The organism is Ruegeria sp. ANG-S4 (genome assembly GCF_000814005.1).
GTDB lineage: Bacteria > Pseudomonadota > Alphaproteobacteria > Rhodobacterales > Rhodobacteraceae > Ruegeria.
Genome location: NZ_JWLK01000001.1, coordinates 1,204,409 through 1,221,300 on the forward strand (window position 1 = coordinate 1,204,409; position 16,892 = coordinate 1,221,300).

The window sequence follows — 16,892 nt, forward strand, 5'->3', positions numbered from 1 at the left end:
AGGTTTGCCGTGTTGCTGCACATGCCGCGTGTTCGGTCGAGCCTGTCGTTTCCGGCATGCCGAACGGCAACTTCTTGAAGCCTTGTTAACGGAGGCGACGCGCAAAACACGATCGACAACGCAGAGTAGAGCGTGGGCGCAAGATGCATTAAACTATTGATAAAAGCGCAAGGCGCTCCAACAGAACAAGGACGCCATGTTTGTCAAAACATGGGGCGAGGCAATGGTCAATTCGGACAAGAAGCCGGTGGCGAACGTAAAAAGGAACCGCGCCTATCTACTTTGGGGCGGGATTGCGGATTCCCTTTCGGATATTCTCGCCAGCCCGAGCATTGTGCTTCCGTTTTTGTATCTCGCGTTAGGGGCACCGCAGTTTCTTGCCGGGCTGCTTCTTCCTTGCGTCAAGGGCGCACGGATTGTGGCCGAAGCGACGATGTCGCCGTATATCAAATTGGGGGACCGATCCAAAAAGGCGATGATACTGCCTAACCTAGTCATTGCATTGGTTTTGGCTGTGCTGGCATTGTCGGGTGCCGCTCTTCCAAACGGGATTGTTATGGTTCTTTTCGTGCTGGTCGCCCTAATTGTCGGGTGCTGCTACGGGATTTGGGCGTTGGGCAGCAATCACATCTATGGCTCAGAGCTTGAAGACGAGGAACGCGGGCAGATCGTCTTTACACAGTTGGCGTTGAGCTGCGTCATAGCCATAGCCCTTGTTTGGACAACACGGGCGCTGATGGCCGGAGAAACCCCGTTTGAAAGACATCGCGTTCTGCTCTGGTTGGGTGTGTTGGCGCTTTTGGTTTCGTGCTTCTGCATGTTCCGACTTGTTCTGACAAAATCTCCGCATGAGGCAGGCGCTTCCGAGGCGACAGAACAGAAAGAGTCCTTTTTCAAACAAGTTGCGCGTGGTTGGTCGCTGGCTTTGCAATTTGCGTGGTTCCGGCGTTTCCTTGTCGCGCGGGTGTTTTTCTTGTCGGTCGAGTTGGCCACGCCGTTCTACACAATTCATGCAGCCACCTATCACCTTTCAACACCGCATATTCTGAGCATCTTCGTCACCGCGACAAGCGCTGGGCGCGCCATTGGAGCGATGCTGTGGCGGCGCGTCGTTCAGAAGTCGATCCGTTACACAATTGCCGGCGCGTCCATGATCGCGTGTCTTTCCTCGCTTATGGCGATTGGGTTTGATCTGTTCGGGTTGGCCAGTAATCCGTGGGTCTATGCCGCGACGATTTTCTTTCTGTCGTTCGGGATCGGCGGGGAAACTGAAGGGCGCTATCTGTATCTTCTGTCGATGTCGTCCGCTTCCAACCGTCCTTACATGGTTGCGCTCGCTGACGCGGTTGCAGGGATTGGCGGGATTATTTTTGCCAGTGTTCTTGGGATAGTCGCGCAGATTCACAGCGCGTTGATCCCGTTGAGCGTTCTTGCCGTTCTGAACGGCGTTTCAGTCTATCTGGCGCTGTCTTTGGTCGAGAAAAAACCTGAGCCCAGGTAATGAAGCACGGATAAAGCGACCGCCTCGGGCTCGCCGCTCAGAAACAAGCGCGACGAACAATCGCCAGCGGGGGACTGAGAACTATTTGAAAAGAGTCTACGTTCGTCGGGCTTCCGGGCTTTACGCGTGGAAGGCCCAAGATCTGGTATTCAGCGGAAAGATCACGTGTGGATCCTATAGGCCATCTCTTTACGCAGGAAGCTGATGATCATGTTTCAAGCGGCTTCGTTGCAAATCGCGCATCCACCAGAATCGCAAGAAAAAATAGCACGCCTCCGAGTCCTGTGATGAGCGATATTCCTTGAGACAAAAACAGCCAGGCCCAAAGTGATCCGAAAAAGATCTCTGACAATGACACCATGCTGAATTCTGCCGAGGACACCCATTTGGAGCCGATGGTGAACAGAAAGAACGCACCGCCTGTCAAAAAGAAACCGATCCCGAAGATCGCCGCCGCTTCAAGGGTGGTGGCATTGACCCGTTCTCCTGCCGACAAAAACAGCACGAGCGCGAGTATCATGCCGATCAAACCGACCATCAGCATCGACACCCGCATGTCCACCTCCCGTCCGGCCCGCAACGCCACTGAAAACACGGCGTACAGGGTCGAAGACAGAACTGCGGCCAAATCGCCCGAAAGCGAGAAATCATCCGTGCTTTCAGAACTGAGACCACCCATGACAATCAAAATGATCCCGGCCAATGACAGGCACAGCGCCAATACGGTCGCTTTGGCCAATCGCTCGCCCAGCACCAAGCGGGCAATCAAGGCCGCCTGCAAAGGTGCCGTCGAAAACAACAGCAGCACGCGCGCGACCGGGGCGTTTTGAAATGCATAGATGGACAGCACCATAATCGTCCCCAAAGACACAGATGCGACAAGGCCCGGTACACCCGATTGCCGAAAGCGGGCGATCCCGCCAAGACCGCTCGTCACGGCCACCGCCAAAGCAAAGAAGGCTGCGATGCCCGCGCAACGAAGAATGACGAATTCCGGCGTGCTGACATGCCCCATCCCTGCAACCAGCGCCCCGGTTGGCGAAATGATCAAAGCACCTAATACAATTAGTCCAATGCCCCGACGCCTATCGTCCAAAAACTTCTCCCTTGCTTTGCACGTTCTTTTTTTGGCCTGAACTTAAACCAGCTTTGATCGGTCTGCCGTAAGTCTTTTACCCAACTGTGGCTGCAAGCCTATCCATTGCCTTGATCTGAACCACTTAAGGTTCTGATCACGCGCGCAAATACGGCAGCAGTGTCACGCCATTCCGGCAACGTCTTTGATTTCCGCTCCGACAAAAGGCCCAATCTGCGTCGTGTTTCAGGGTCTTCCAATATCAACCTCAGTTTGGCCGCAAACGCATCCGCGTCATCTGGCGGCACCAAAAAACCCGCCTCGCCGACTGTTTCCGGGACAGCGCCGACGCTGCACGATACGATCGGCAACCCGAACATCATCGCCTCGCTCAGCACCATCCCGTAGCCTTCATAGCGCGTGGCGAGGGCAAACAGGGTTGCGGAATTGAACATTTCGTTCAACGACGGCTGATCCAACTCGCCAGCGAAAGTAACGCGTGTGTTCAAACCGAGAGATGTGGATTGAGCGTACAACGCATTCGCTGTGTTTCGGTCATGCTCTTTTCCAACGATGACCGCTTGCCAGGACAAATCCTTGAGTGTGGCCAACGCGCTTAACAGCGTGTCATGACCTTTGCGGCGTGCCAAAAGTCCCACGGATAAAATCAGTGGCGGTTCGAATGGGCGTTTTCGGATGATCGGGCGATCAAAGCCGGGTGCCGCAACCGTGATCACGTCCGGGTTGGCGCCGAACTCATGCGTTAGTATTCGCGCGGTTTCGGGGCTTGGGACAATGACATGAGCGGCATACCGAAGCGCTTCGGTCTCGTTGTTTCGAAGAAACTCTGCCCGTTCCGGCGAAAGACCTGTTTCCAGCCCCAAGGGGTGGTGGATCATTGCAATAACTGGCGCCTTCACCTGCGAAAGGCCCGTTGGATCAATAGCCCCGAATACCAAACCATCAAGGATGATGGGGCGCGTTTCTGGAACGGCGCACAAAGCGTTCAGCGTCGCGACCATGTCTTTGCGGCTGGGTTCCGGGAAACTGTCTGGCAGTTGCAGATGCTCGGTATTGCAACCGATCTCGTTTAGGCATCGCAAAACCGTGGCTTCATAGATGAACCCCCCGGTTCGTTGGTCCTTGTCGCCCGGGATTGCAAACACTGCCTCAGTCACGCCAATTGCTCGCTTGCATAGATACGCAGAACTCTCTTTTCACACCAAGCGACCATTGCAAAGGCACCGACTGCAACTAGGCACAGCAGCACAACGCAAGACCACAACATATTATAGTCTGAGGTGCTTGCGGTAAGCGCCATCAGAACGCCGATACCACGCCCGGTGGCAAGCCATTCGGCCGTTGTAACGGCCAACAGGGCGGCTGGTACCGCCATCCGGGCCGAAGCAAACAATGCAGGCAACATGGCGGGGATCTGGGCGGAACGCAGCAGCTTAAACCGCGTCACGCCATAGCTTTCGAACAGGTCCACAATCTGCGTCGGTGTCTGACGCAAACCTTGCAGACAGGCGACAAGGGTCGGGAAAAAGATCATTACAGCGACGATCGCGACCGTTCCGGTGAATCCCCGTCCAAAAGCCAAAACCAACAGGGGCGCGGTTGTGATGATTGGCACGGCTCGCAAGGTGATTGCCGTTGGCATGATCGCCCGCGCGACGGGTGGCCACAGCATCAAGACGACTGCCAGCCCCGCGCCCAAGGCCAACCCCGCGAGGTAACCGGGGATTGCATAAGCCAGCGTTGCGCCAAGCGCGTTGAGCAATGTGTTCATGTTCGCGGGGTGCGAAAGGAACTGCCAGATATCTCCGGGGCGTTTCGCAAAAAATGGGTTCAGGTTGAATGCATCCATTGACCCTTGCCACAAAAAAAAGACGAGGGCGGCGATGGCCGCTACGCCGATCACCTGGGCAGGGAATGAATGGTCCGACCGACCCCGCGGCGTCGACACCAAAATGGTCGGTGCATGTGGCGTCAGCTTTTCTTTGATCAGGCCAACGCAGGCATACCCAAGCATGGCAAGGGATGCTGATATCAAAGCCAAAGCCCAAGTTGCGTCTGTTTGGAGACCTCGCATGGCCCGCAGGGTAAGCACGCCCAAACCTTTTTCTGCGCCGGTGAACTCTCCAATCATGGCGCCTAAAAAGGCGGCCGGAGCCGCAATTTGCAACCCGACAAAGAGGTAGGGCAGGCTGGCCCTGAGACGTACGATCAACAAGGTCGACAACCGCCCGCGACCATAGATCGTCATTAAATCTGTCCAGTTTTGCGAGATAGCTCGCAATCCAACGACCAAGGACAGGAATGTGGTGTAGTAGACCGCCAGGGCGGCAAGCGTGATTTGCGGGCCGGATCCGGGCCCGAACAGAACCCGCAAAATCGGCCCGCTTGCGATCAATGGTATGCAAAACACAAGCAGGGCAAGGGCGGACACAACCCATTCCGACCTGGGAATGAGAATAACGAGGCATGCCAACGCAAATGCCACGAAGTTCCCCCAAAGAAATCCGATTACCGCGTTCCCGGTTGTTTCGACGGCGGCGCGAAAAAGCAGGCCGGAATGGCCGATGATGTAATTGGCCACATCGCTCGGCCCACTGAAAAAGACACTGTTCGGCTGAATGCGCGCAATGGCTTCCCAGACCAGAATCGTGGCGACGACGCCGAGCAAGGAACGTGTGACCGTCATCTAGGCGGCCTCCTCCAAGGCAGCCAAAACCTTTGATTTGAGGGCTTGGAATTTGGCTGAGTTTGTTTCGGCCGCCGTGCGAAGCCCTTCGATATCTATCTGAATATCCGAAAGAATGCGCGCGGGTCGGGGGGACAGGACGATCACGCGATCTGACAGCAAAACAGCTTCTTCCACCGAATGGGTCACAAGAATTGTGGTTGTTTTGCGCCGACGCCACAAAGGGGGCAGGTCCTGATTCAAGCGCCTTCGGGTGATCGCATCCACGGCCCCAAAGGGTTCGTCCAGCAACAGAAACTCTGGCTCGGAAATCAGGCTGCGGGCAATTGCGGCGCGTTGGCGCATACCGCCGGACAGCTCGGCGGGTCGGTGGTCTGCAAAACCGTCCAATCCGACAAGATGGATCAGGTCGTCCACGCCGCCCGCGGGCTTGCGGGCCAATTCCGCGCCAAGCGCGATATTGGACCGGACCGTCCGCCAGGGCAGCAGAGAAGGGTCCTGAAAGGCCATCGAAAGACCCCCGCGGCGGGCAACCTGCTTGGGGGTTTCAGGACCCAGCCGGATCAGGCCCGCATCAGGGGCGTCCAGCCCGGCGATCATTCGCAATATGGTCGATTTACCGCATCCGGACGGACCAACCAGGGCCGTTGTCCGTCCGGCCTGAAAGACAGTCGAAAACTCTGCAACCGCATCGGTGCGGTCAAAGCTCTTCCGGACGTTTTCGCAGGAAATGTCGGCTGCAGTCACGTTGCGCCCCTGGGATCAACCATACACCTCTTCAAGAAGCGAGCGGTCCCAAAGGTCCGGCGTGACGTTTCGGCCCAATAATGCAAGCGTTTCGACGTTGGCTGCAACCGTGTCTTCGGTGAACCAGCCGAACCCGAATTCGGCAGTGAGATCCGAGAACATCAGTGGCACTTGTCGCGCCGCTTGCAGTTTTTGCGCGTCGGGATCAAGACCTGCGTCGGGAAACATCTGCAGGGTCAGTTCGGCAGCGGCGTCGGTATCCTTGTGATAATCATTCCATCCCATGACTTCGCCCTTGAGCAAGGACACAAGTTCTTGCCGTCGTTGTGCAAGAGATTCTTCGGTGGCGATATAGGTCTGCGAATGAACGGCATAGCCATAATCGGCCATCAACATCGTTGTGTTTCCAACGCCCTGAACCGTCATGGCCACAGGCAAATCCGTTTCCCAACACAGAAGGCAATCCACCTGACCGCTGACAAGGGGGGCCGGATCATACTGGGTTGGGACAATTTCGATTTGATCTATGTCTATGCTGTTCAGCGTGCACAGCGCCTGCAATACCGGTGTATTCGCTACTGCCATTCCGATTTTTTTGCCAACCAGATCAGCGGGTTCGTTCACTGGGTTGCTGTCCAAAGAAGCAATTGCGAACGGGTTTTTCTGCATGGCGACCGCTATGATTTTGAACGGCGCGCCTTGAGAGACTGCGGCTGCCGTGTAATCGGCGGCGGATATCCCGACCAAAGCCGTGCCAGAAACCACGGGCGGTTCAACCGGCGCGTTTGGCCCCCCTTGAGCAAGCGAAACATCCAGGCCCAGATCGGACCAATACCCTTTGTTCGCGGCAATGTAACTTCCCCCAAACTGCACGGAATGCAGCCAAGAGAGCTGAAAATTCACGGGTTGAAGGTTGGCGGCTAGGGCAGGCAGCCCCGATGCAGAAGCGGCAAAGCCTGCCGCGCTGGTTTGAAGAAAGAAACGGCGGGTGAGGTGGATTGGCTGTGTCATACTGAATTTCTTTTCCCTGTTGATGATTGTGTTTCAATGGTCCCTGGCCAAAGCAGAATCGCGACGGCGGGCAGCGCGGCGAAAAGGATGACGGCTCCGTAAGTGATGCCCGCAGCAACGCCCGCGCTGGATGACGCACCGACCACTGGAAACAGAGCGGCGGCAGCGCCTTCTCTCCAACCCCAGCCTGCGACGGAAAGCGGGATCAGCATAGCGCATAAAACCAGGGGGATGACGATCACCAGACCCTCGGGTGGGATTTCTGTTCCTGCGGCTCTTGCGGATGCGTAAAACCCAAACACCAGGCATGCCGAGCTTACTATGGCAAGTGCGATAAACACTGTTTGTCCCTGAAGTCTGAGCAAAAAGAGCACGAATTCGCCAACTGGAGCGAACGAAATTGCAAGCGCCGCCACTAGGATCAATGCAGCGAGCAAGACGATAAGAACAGTCATGCTCAGTGTTGGGTTATGAAACGCTCCGGGCCACAAGAGGGATGTGAGAACCCCGAAGAAAAGGATCGACATGATCGCGATTTGCCCCAAAATCCGCTCGGCTACAACAGATTTCGCCGCACTTTTCAAACCGGCTTCTTTCCTTGTTCGAACGGCGCGGGCAACGTCGCCCGGAACGCCGCCCGGCAGAACCGAATTGACCAACTGAGCGATATAATACTCGCGCACCGCGAACGGGTAATCAAAACGGATGCCCAACCGACTGGCCGTGAGTTGCCACCTGTACGCCATCGAAAGTGTCGCGCAAGTTGTCGCCAGAATCGAAAGCCCAACCCATCCTGGATCAAGCGTCAGCAGATGCTCGGCAACGCGCGTGGCATCGGTCCACCAAAGCAGCGCGGCTATAACTCCCAGCGATACACCAAGTCTGACCAAAAACCTGCTCATTGCGCTACCGAAGCCGTCGAAATCTGGGCCGAGAACGCTGCAACAAAGTCATCCCGAAAACTGTCCATTCGTCGAACCGGCGTGTCAGCGGCCGGGATTAATCCACTGGTCCAGCCCCAATGATCAATCTGTTTCAGGACCTCTGCGGGCCCGATGAAGTGGACCGCCACATCCTTGTTGTCGCTGCCAGAGACAAAGCCTGCGGCCTGGTGGTCACCGGCCACGATAACCAAAGGGGCCTCATCCGATAGCTGTGCAACATGGGAAAAGACCACTTGCAAAACATAATCTATCGATCCGCGATACGCATCCCGCACGGCATCTTTGTCTTTCCAGAGCGTTTCTGGCGATGGGCCTCGTGCGGCCATTTCGTTGAAGGCCGTGCCGTCGCCGACATCCTTCCAAGGGATTACGTCAGGGATTGGCGTCCACGGGGCGTGTGACGAGATCAGCGCGATCTGAACAAAGTCCGGTCGGGGGTCGGGCGGCAGAAGGTCCGGGTAAGCAGATAACGTGAACTGGTCCGGCATCGTAACCCAGCGAAAGCGGTCACCATGATACGGTATCTTGGCCGCATCCAGGATCAGATCAAATCCCATCGCCTTGCTTTCGGGCCAATCCTTTGTGATCGCTGGCATAACAGCCGTTGTGCGATAGCCAGCCTCTTGCGCGATGTGAAACAACCATTTTTTTCCACTGTCGATCATCGCCTGATAGCGGCCGTTGTCCGTCGTCCATAAACCGCTTCCCAATGCTCCATGCGCCAGCCAGCTTTGCCCGCCTGCGGTTGGTGACGTCAACCAGCCGCTTTTCATTGCCAGGCCCAACCCTGACAGTTCTGACTCAGCGTCGCGCAGTGTTGCGAGGTGGGTCGACGCGTAGAGTGGATTGTCGAAACTCGCGCGTCCGTAGCTTTCGATCCAAATCAAGACCACATCGCGCTGGTTCAAGCCGTCCAGCAATCCAGATGGGTTGCCATAGACGTCCAACTGCGCCGCTTCGCGAAACTCGGCCAGATCTTTGGTCGTCTGCTGTATCTGATCGACACGTTTGACCGCAAGGCGAGAGGTCCAAGTGGTCCCCGGCGGGCTGTCTGCAAGTGTCCAATAGTTCAGATGATGGCCCGCATCCGCCACAGCCCATCCTGTGCATCCCAGGGCAACCAAACCTGCGGCAAGACTTGCTTTTCCGCTTGTCCGAAGCTTCGCCCAGGCGGAAAGACCGCAAAAAAGGGCGTAGTACAAAAGGCACATCATCACTACGGCGGCGAACATTACGGAAATGAACAGCACCAAGCCAAGGCTGTCGCGCGCGAAAGAAAGACCCGCCGCGACCAAAGAGAGATCGACAACAGGGTTGAACGGTCGATTGTAGGAACCGAACATCGCGTAGTCGGCCAGTTTGAATAGCACCACGACAATCAAGGCCAGCGTGACAGCGTGGACGGCGATCATGTGGCGACCCAACACTGCGACAAAAAGCAGAACGATTGGCAATTCCAACTGCCAGCGTGCCAAAGCACCCCAACCAAAGGCGCTGGGATGGTTAGGCAATGCCAGAACGGCAAAAACAGTCAGTGCACCCAGCGCTAGAAAAACCGCCTGCTTCATTCCGTTCGCCTAAGAAGCCAATTGATGTCCACCAGAAATGACCATGTTAACAGCGCCGCCGCCAAAAAGGATACCGGGACTACAGCAATATCGGGCGTCAACGGGAACAGCAGCGCAATCAATGCACCTATCTGCACGACGCAGATCGCTTTTCGGCGGAAGGATGCGGGCAGATCGGCCTGCAAAGCGGGAAACAGAAATCCGGCTAGGCAAAAGGCATAGCGCATGAAGCCCAGGACAAGGATCTCTGGACCTGTTTTCCCAGATGCCAAAAGCCATGTTGCCAGAACCGCGCCCAAAAGCGCGTCGGTTTCCATGTCAAACCTTGCTCCGAAGCGGGATGTCAGTCCTGACCGCCGCGCCAACCAGCCGTCCACGCCATCCAGCGAGAATGCCAAGGTTGCGACACTGAACATCAGCCAAGGGTTGACGGCAGGCGCCAACACGGCCCCCGCCAAGAACGCGACCATCGCAGTGCGGGTCAAGGTCACGACATTGCAAAGACCCAGAACGTCATGCGGGTAAGACTGGCGCAGCCCACGGATCAAAAATCCGACGAACACTGCAAAAACGACCAACGAAACTGCGGCGGAACCTGCCGTCATGGATGAGGCAACACCTAGCACCAATGCCAGCGCCGCGCTGGCCAAACACAGTTGAGCGACCGGAGGCTCCACCTCTGCCGTTCGGGTCGCGTTGTAAGTGTCACCGCCAAACATTCAAATCACCCGGGTTATCCTGCAAATAAATTAGCTCACCAACGGCCTGAGGGTAGGCGCAGCGGCACAAAGTATTCAAATGCGTTTCGAGACTTTTACGACGGCGGTCAACGGTAAGTGGTCTGATGCGCTCAAAAAATTTGCTGAACTTATTGCTTTGACCTCTGAGAGAGCCTTGGGAAGGTCCGTCAATATTCGATCCAAAGATAGAAAGGGTCGTTTGCTGGGAAAGGTGGCCCGAGCTGGCCCCTCCAGCGTTGTTCCCACGATGCGGCGGTGAAACATCAAGCCACCCCGGGGGCGCCATTCGTTGAAGTCCCCAAGCATAAGGGTCTGCATCAATGGGCGGCGGCGCAGGTATTGCCCGATTGTACGCATTTGTATGATGCGCAGCGGCTGCGATAAAGACAGGTGCAAGGTCATGATGCGCAGCGGGCAGCTGGCGACACGCGTTTCAATGGCCAATGCGCCGCGATGGCAATGACCCGGCAGATCAATAACATCCGCATGGGTGCGCTGAAATCTGTCACTTAGAAACAGGATGTTACCCAAGAATCCGTCACTTTGGCTGCCCCAGCGCAAGTCACGCGACTCTTGAGTATATGTGAGCCCCGTCAACTCTGCGATACGTTTCACATCCAGAATTCGCGCATGCGGTCGGCGCTCCTCATCCGCTTCCTGCAACGCCAGAATGTCCAGCCCCAATGGCGCCAAATCCGTCTTGATCGCGGTTATCACACGGTCTGCATCAACGAGTCCGTCCAAGCCTTTGGCGCGGTGAATGTTCCATGTCGCGCAGCGCAGTTCTGGGTTGCTCATGTTTTTTTCCGGCTTTTGCCCGACGGCAGTCTATATCTTGGTCAGTCGTTACTGCTTAGAGGCGTCGGACAATGCTTGTTGCACAAAAAAAGAATTCTTCGGTCAGATTCACGCGAGTGAAAGGCGTATTGATCGCATCCGCCGCATTAAGTTCAATTGCCGCTGCATCTTTTGCAGATATGGCTCGCTATGAGCTCGATCCGACGCATACGGCGGTCTATTTTAAGGTGGATCATATCGGATACGCAAAGACTCTGGGCATATTCACCGATCTAACAGGCAGTTTCTCTTATGATACCGAGACCCAGGAACTAAGCGACGTCGAAGTCGCCATTCAGGCTGCATCTGTCAGCACATTCAACGAAGCACGCGACGGTCATGTGCAGAACCGGGACTTTCTGGATGTCACAACATATCCCGAGATCACTTTTTTCGCGAACAGTGGCACGCCCACCGATGCCACAAGTGGGACAGTGACTGGAGACCTGACCATTCTGGGTAAAACTCAACCGGTTACGCTGAACGTGACGCTCAACAAGGTCGCGGAATACCCCTTTGGCCACAAGCGCGAGGTTTTGGGGCTTTCGCTGGATACATCGATTCTGCGCAGTCAATTCGGGATGAACTACGGCGTGGAAAACGGATTGGTGGGCGATGAAGTGACGATCAACATCGAAACGGAAGCAATCAAAAGCGACGACTGAGGTCGCAGCGCAGCTGCCTTTACAAATGTGGGGACCGTGTAGTGCAGTCTCAAACTGGTAAACGGTTCGGGCTGATCTTTCCGCGCCGTTCGCAAGCGGCAGATTTTGGGTTGTGGGACATTCGGCAGACCCACCTGTTCGCCCGAATTTCTGAAGCCTTTGTTTTTCATCAGGCGCGATACAACGCCAGCCAGACCAAAAAACCTATGTAGGCGAACACGGTCACGTTCAGGACCGTGTCAATAATTGATCCCGTCATTTTGAGGCCTCGCTCGAAAGGGCTTTTAGCAAACAGATCACAAGAATTGGCACTATGAAAACAAATGCGATGGCGGAAAGCGCAATGATCGACCGCACAAGCGATACGTCGTTTACGATGATCATCGCCAATCCAAGCGCACCAAGAACTACGCCCCAGATCGTGCGAATGCCGGGCGTGGGGTTTTCATTCCCGCCGGTTCCGATCATGGCCAGAGTGAAACCCGCGCTGACAACGCTGGTGACAACGAAAAGGAAAGCGGCAGCAATTGTCGCGATTTGCGTCACATACTGCAAAGGAAATTGCTGTAAGAGCGCAAATGTCGTCGCATCAAGGCTTTCGCTGTTCACCTCCAGAAGTTGGCCGTTTCCTTGTAAAACATCAAAAACGCCAATACCGCCAAAAACACCAAACCAAAAGATCGAGAACAGTGTTGGTGCGATAATCACGCCTGTCAGGAACTCGCGGATCGTCCTGCCTCGCGAAATTCGTGCAATGAAAATGCCGACGAACGGGGACCATGCAAGCCACCAGATCATGTAGTTGAGCGTCCAGTCCTGAAACCAGCTAGATAGGGTCTGGTCAAAAAACTCAGTCGTCGAAAATCCAGCTGGAACGACGTTGAATACATATCGCCCAAACCCTGAAACTATGGAATTCATGACGAAAGACGTTGGGCCAAGAACCAACAAGTAGATCAGCAAAGCGATTGCGATGCACATTGCCAAATTGGACAGTTTGGACATCCCTTCACCCAAATCGCGCCTTAATGGGATGAGGAATGCAATGCACATCGCGATGAAAATCACCGCTGTTAAGGTATACGAATTTGGTATTTCCAGAACGCCGGCCAATCCTGTCTGGATCTGAAATACACCCATCGCCAACGAACCCGCCAAACCGACGGCAATGGCGACAACAGACAGGAAATCAAAAAGCCAAGCCATTGCGCGGGTCCACCGTTTGTTGCCGTAGACATCAAGCAGGGGGGCGCTCAGTAGCAGGGAACGTTCTCGTCTGAAGGCGAAAAAGGCGACGATCAGACCGACGACACCGTAGATTGCCCAAGCATGAAACCCCCAGTTCAAGTAGGTAACAAATATGGCTTGGCTTGCTGCTTTCGGGTCCGGGCTGAATTCGCGAATGACAGAAAAGTGCGTCAGCGGCTCGGACGCGCCGAAGAACAGCAAGCCCACGCCCATACCCGCTGCAAAAAGCATCGCGATCCAGGTCGGTGTGGAAAACTCGGGGGCCGAGTCGTCGGGCCCAATTCTGATTGACCCGTATTTCGAGAGCGCAAGATAGATAGCCAGAAGCAATAACGCACTGGCTTCCAGCATAATGAACCAGCCCCGGCTTTCGAACTGGATCGCAACGACCGTTGCCGAAACAGAACCCAACCCCTGCGGATCGATAATGCCCCAAATGGCAATACCGCTGCTGACCAGAAGGGCCGAAACCAAAAGGGCGTTTACTTTCATATTGCTCAGAAAAACTGGTTTTGGGTCTGTCGGTTAACGTAGTGACAAAATGGCGGTGAACAAAGACGAAATTCGACTGTTGTGGTTTGCAGTCGGTGGCCATTTCGGCACACGTAACAATCGGAAGCCAAGTATTTGAAAAGCCTTTCGGCACATCGCGGTGAACTTGTTCCGATCCTTCCCATCACGTTCAACAACCGAGGTTACTCGTCGCTGGTCTCTTCCACCTTCGGCGCGTCGACGACAAATTCCGAGCCGAGGAAAATCAACCCGGCGAACCTGATTTGGTACCGAAACGCAACTGCATAGTCTGACCCCAAAACGCCGCGCATTCGGTCGACTAAGCGCCCATCTTTCAGGTGGTCCGGCAGAAGCTCTGACACAGAAGCCACTTGACGCTGCGCCTCTATCGGAAGGTCAACGATGATCCAGATGTCCGCTCGTTTCTTGGCGGCGTTAACATCCAGTCGAACAATCTCAACAGATTCCGAGCCCGACCAGTCTTGAATTGCAAGAGACAGTTCGCTTTCAGCGCGCGTTTCAGAGTAACGGTTGAAAGTGGCAGAAACCAATTGCATGGCGATTGCAGCAAGCACGACAATCGTCAAGACAAGGCTCACGGTGAATTGCGCGCGCCGTTTGCTTTTGCCAAAAACGACGGAAACGCCGCCTGTGATCACATATACAGCACAAGCGGAAAGGACGATTGCCGCGAGGTTGGTGCTGAACAGAAGAACCGCTTCATAGGCGTCTGCGTAATTGTCAAAATACAGCAGAACTCCGGCGGCGGATAACGGAGGAACCAGCGAGACACCGATCGCTGCGCCCGGCAGCAAACTGACTTCGGCGCGATTGACCTGGACATATGCGCCAGCCACACCAGCCACGAGCGCGATGATCAAATCTTCGGTTCCCGGGTCTGTCCGCGACATGATTTGTTCCGGGACAATTGTGCCTTTTGGCACGTCCGCAACGTAAACGATCAACCAGGCCAGACCGACGCTCAGGCAGGCTGCCAAAAAGACAATCCCCAACAGGCTGAGAACACGACTGTTGCGCCCGACAACCATCGATGCGGCAATGCCAAGGATCGGGGCCATAAGGGGTGCAATGAGCATTGCGGCGATAACAACGGCGCCCGAATTCCGCACCAAACCCATTGTTGCAGCGATTACCGATAGACCAAGCAACATCGAAAAACGCTTCCAGTACGCGACCCGATCAGGACCTTCGAAGCGAAGTATGTCGCGGGTCGTGCTGTACTTGTCTATGGGCATGAAGCGTCCGTGATGAATTTAGGTCATTTCCAATCTACCTATTTGAATATGATCGGCAAAGTGCCTGCAGAATGGTTTTTGGTGTCGCAATCGGTTCTGGTCCCCGCCGCACGCAACGTTGTTGAAATCAGAAGGCAAGGACCCGACAGACTTTTGCCATCACCTGAATAGCGTCAGCTAAAACGCCCGCGTCGCCCTGATCTGGGATGATGGGCGACGCGGGCCATAGTCTGGTCATGGGACCGACCAGACTATGTTCAAAATGCAAGCCCGAACGCCGGATTGGTTGGCCTGCTATGCATTTGAAATCCTGCAACGGGTTTGAAACCCTGAGCCCAGTAATTGGACGCAACCCCAAGGGTTTTCGGCCCTTTAAAGCTATTCGAATTCGCAGGATAGTTCCATTCACGCGACAAATAAGTTTTTTCCGAGTGTAAAAAATATTGAATTGTTGCATTTTAGATTCAAATATTCGAATGCGAGGCAAAACTGTATTACCTCTGTTGTCCTCGCATCCGCCAGCACCGTCTGGCCGTCTTCTGGTGACGCAAGTGAGTAGCGTCACCAGGAGACTGATTGAAGCTGCTGGAAATGGGCCGCAACTTTCCCTTTTGACGGACACGCTTTTGCGACCGGAGGGGGCGGGCAATTTCGCCTTTTTGCGCGGTCGGCGCTGGGCGACGGGCGCCTGCAGTGAAAACACATGATTGCCAGCAACGTCGGCTCGCAAAAAACAGTGCCGAGTGGCGTCCCGTAGTGATTAAGTTTTTGCCGTAGCGCGCTTTCGCGGACTCACCGCGAATAGAACCCGTCGCTTAGTTCCTGCCGCAACCGCAGGCGTTCCGGGTATTCTCTCAGAAATTGTTCGGGGGGCTTGCCTTCCCAAACTTGCGCATAAACCCGCATCTTGTTGCCGCCATAGATCTTTGCAAGGTCCTCGTTGGAATAGCCGCGCGCCCACAGGTCATCGGTGATTGCCGCAAGGATCTTGGCAAGCTCACCGTTGCCTGTCGCGCCTCTATTGAAGGCGTCGATCATATAACCACCATCATCGTACATGCTTGCGTTTGCTGTGGCGAACTGCACAACCAGTTCCAGTGAGAACATATCGTCGGTTGCTATCCCTACATGGTCAACACCTACAAGTTTGACGTAGTAGTCGATCATGTCAGCGGCCTGTTTGGGCGAGATATCCTCGGGCCAAACGCCGTCCATCATCCATTCTGTAAAGGTGGGAGACACATAGCCACCCGACTTGGCCGCGCGCAGCGCCTCGTCGTCGGGAATGGCCCGATAGCACCCTCGCGGTGTTGCGTCGGGTCCATTTGCATAAAGACCCGCGGGCACGGAATGCGTGTAGACATACGGCACGCCCGGATAGTTTTCGTCCATGTAGTCCATAGCGTCGTTGGCCGTTTTGGAGCCGGTGTGACTCAGGTCCAGCAGGATGCCGAAACGCACCATTTCATCGATGACCGACTTTCCCCAAGGTGTCAGACCGATGTCGCGTCCGTTGTAGGCCGCCAACTGCCCAGAACCAGTGCGGAAAATGTCGTTGTAAGCAAGGATCATACTCTTGATCCCTAGATCCTTAAGCACTGACATCTTCTTGAGGTCGCCGTCCAGGATCGTAGCCGTTTGGCTGTTCCAGATCACAGCTGTCTTGCCTTGAATATGCGCGGCTTCGATATCGCGGGTTTCATTCACGATCAGGTAATTTTCCGGTTGTTGCGCCATGGCCGCCCGGAAATGGTAGTGCTGATCAAGAAAGGTCTCAAAGGACATGTCCGCTGCGGCCAGCGTCATCTCGTGGCCGGTAATCCCATTTTCCCGGGCGCGTTCAAAATAGGTGTGAAGCTGCTCATACTCAGTCCATCCGGTGCCATACGGACTGGCCAACATGCCCAAAACGATCGTGTCCTGCACAAATTGTCGCGCTTTTTCTGACGCATCCCACGTTTTGCTTTCCTCGCTTGCGTGCAGCGCGCCACCGAATGCAATCGCCGCGGCGGTTGCGGCCAATAGGGTCTTCATTGCAGAGCCTCCTTGATTAATCTGGTTTGTTCCACGTCGTTCCAGC

The 16,892-nt window shown here is 55.2% G+C and carries 14 protein-coding genes; 2 read left to right on the forward strand and 12 right to left on the reverse strand.

The window, feature by feature from the left end; translation table 11 throughout:
- Positions 1 to 196 precede the first annotated feature (196 nt).
- Positions 197 to 1,501, forward strand: a complete 1,305-nt coding sequence (locus RA28_RS06075; RefSeq protein ID WP_039524579.1) for an MFS transporter — start codon at positions 197 to 199, stop codon at positions 1,499 to 1,501.
- Between the two features lie 208 nt (positions 1,502 to 1,709).
- On the opposite strand, the gene RA28_RS06080 is transcribed toward RA28_RS06075, so the two are convergent.
- From RA28_RS06080 to RA28_RS06120, 9 genes are all read right to left on the reverse strand, one after another.
- A complete protein-coding gene (locus RA28_RS06080) occupies positions 1,710 to 2,597 on the reverse strand; it encodes a DMT family transporter (protein WP_082029736.1) in 888 nt (295 codons plus the stop codon).
- Positions 2,598 to 2,695: 98 nt separating this feature from the next.
- Entirely contained in the window at positions 2,696 to 3,754 is a 1,059-nt protein-coding gene (locus tag RA28_RS06085; RefSeq protein WP_039524585.1) for a glycosyltransferase family 4 protein, read from the reverse strand.
- A complete protein-coding gene (locus RA28_RS06090; RefSeq protein WP_039524588.1) occupies positions 3,751 to 5,283 on the reverse strand; it encodes an ABC transporter permease in 1,533 nt (510 codons plus the stop codon). Before RA28_RS06090 ends, RA28_RS06085 begins: the two co-directional genes overlap by 4 nt.
- Entirely contained in the window at positions 5,284 to 6,030 is a 747-nt protein-coding gene (locus RA28_RS06095) for an ABC transporter ATP-binding protein (RefSeq protein ID WP_039524592.1), read from the reverse strand.
- A gap of 15 nt (positions 6,031 to 6,045) precedes the next feature.
- Entirely contained in the window at positions 6,046 to 7,041 is a 996-nt protein-coding gene (locus RA28_RS06100; RefSeq protein WP_039524595.1) for an ABC transporter substrate-binding protein, read from the reverse strand.
- Positions 7,038 to 7,943 carry a lysylphosphatidylglycerol synthase transmembrane domain-containing protein gene (locus RA28_RS06105; protein ID WP_052261296.1) on the reverse strand — a complete coding sequence of 302 codons (906 nt, stop codon included), beginning with the start codon at positions 7,941 to 7,943 and terminating at the stop codon, positions 7,038 to 7,040. The genes RA28_RS06100 and RA28_RS06105 overlap by 4 nt, the downstream gene beginning before the upstream one ends.
- The gene (locus RA28_RS06110; protein WP_039524598.1) at positions 7,940 to 9,553 is read right to left on the reverse strand and encodes a sulfatase-like hydrolase/transferase; all 1,614 of its coding nucleotides are present in this window, start codon (positions 9,551 to 9,553) and stop codon (positions 7,940 to 7,942) included. The genes RA28_RS06105 and RA28_RS06110 overlap by 4 nt, the downstream gene beginning before the upstream one ends.
- Entirely contained in the window at positions 9,550 to 10,272 is a 723-nt protein-coding gene (locus tag RA28_RS06115; RefSeq protein ID WP_152612023.1) for a CDP-alcohol phosphatidyltransferase family protein, read from the reverse strand. The genes RA28_RS06110 and RA28_RS06115 overlap by 4 nt, the downstream gene beginning before the upstream one ends.
- Positions 10,273 to 10,347: 75 nt before the next feature.
- Positions 10,348 to 11,091 (reverse strand): endonuclease/exonuclease/phosphatase family protein, encoded by a 744-nt coding sequence (locus RA28_RS06120; protein WP_039524601.1) that lies wholly within the window; start codon positions 11,089 to 11,091, stop codon positions 10,348 to 10,350.
- 179 nt (positions 11,092 to 11,270) lie between these two features.
- Between RA28_RS06120 and RA28_RS06125 the strand changes: the two genes are divergently transcribed.
- Complete coding sequence (locus tag RA28_RS06125) at positions 11,271 to 11,795, forward strand: YceI family protein (RefSeq protein WP_241481068.1); 525 nt, start codon at positions 11,271 to 11,273, stop codon at positions 11,793 to 11,795.
- A 255-nt stretch (positions 11,796 to 12,050) separates the two neighbouring features.
- On the opposite strand, the gene RA28_RS06130 is transcribed toward RA28_RS06125, so the two are convergent.
- From RA28_RS06130 to RA28_RS06140, 3 genes are all read right to left on the reverse strand, one after another.
- Complete coding sequence (locus tag RA28_RS06130) at positions 12,051 to 13,535, reverse strand: BCCT family transporter (protein ID WP_039524604.1); 1,485 nt, start codon at positions 13,533 to 13,535, stop codon at positions 12,051 to 12,053.
- 203 nt (positions 13,536 to 13,738) lie between these two features.
- A complete protein-coding gene (locus RA28_RS22185) occupies positions 13,739 to 14,812 on the reverse strand; it encodes a DUF389 domain-containing protein (protein WP_052261297.1) in 1,074 nt (357 codons plus the stop codon).
- Between the two features lie 792 nt (positions 14,813 to 15,604).
- Positions 15,605 to 16,846 (reverse strand): membrane dipeptidase, encoded by a 1,242-nt coding sequence (locus RA28_RS06140; protein WP_039526013.1) that lies wholly within the window; start codon positions 16,844 to 16,846, stop codon positions 15,605 to 15,607.
- Positions 16,847 to 16,892: the final 46 nt, after the last annotated feature.

Excerpts from the sequence above, each read along its gene's own strand:
- RA28_RS06075 (WP_039524579.1), top strand. The coding sequence starts at position 197 with ATGTTTGTCAAAACATGGGGCGAGGCAATGGTCAATTCGGACAAGAAG.
- RA28_RS06090 (WP_039524588.1), bottom strand. The coding sequence starts at position 5,283 with ATGACGGTCACACGTTCCTTGCTCGGCGTCGTCGCCACGATTCTGGTC.
- RA28_RS06100 (WP_039524595.1), bottom strand. The coding sequence starts at position 7,041 with ATGACACAGCCAATCCACCTCACCCGCCGTTTCTTTCTTCAAACCAGC.
- RA28_RS06105 (WP_052261296.1), bottom strand. The coding sequence starts at position 7,943 with ATGAGCAGGTTTTTGGTCAGACTTGGTGTATCGCTGGGAGTTATAGCC.
- RA28_RS06110 (WP_039524598.1), bottom strand. The coding sequence starts at position 9,553 with ATGAAGCAGGCGGTTTTTCTAGCGCTGGGTGCACTGACTGTTTTTGCC.
- RA28_RS06115 (WP_152612023.1), bottom strand. The coding sequence starts at position 10,272 with ATGTTTGGCGGTGACACTTACAACGCGACCCGAACGGCAGAGGTGGAG.
- RA28_RS06120 (WP_039524601.1), bottom strand. The coding sequence starts at position 11,091 with ATGAGCAACCCAGAACTGCGCTGCGCGACATGGAACATTCACCGCGCC.
- RA28_RS06125 (WP_241481068.1), top strand. The coding sequence starts at position 11,271 with ATGGCTCGCTATGAGCTCGATCCGACGCATACGGCGGTCTATTTTAAG.
- RA28_RS06130 (WP_039524604.1), bottom strand. The coding sequence starts at position 13,535 with ATGAAAGTAAACGCCCTTTTGGTTTCGGCCCTTCTGGTCAGCAGCGGT.
- RA28_RS22185 (WP_052261297.1), bottom strand. The coding sequence starts at position 14,812 with ATGCCCATAGACAAGTACAGCACGACCCGCGACATACTTCGCTTCGAA.
- RA28_RS06140 (WP_039526013.1), bottom strand. The coding sequence starts at position 16,846 with ATGAAGACCCTATTGGCCGCAACCGCCGCGGCGATTGCATTCGGTGGC.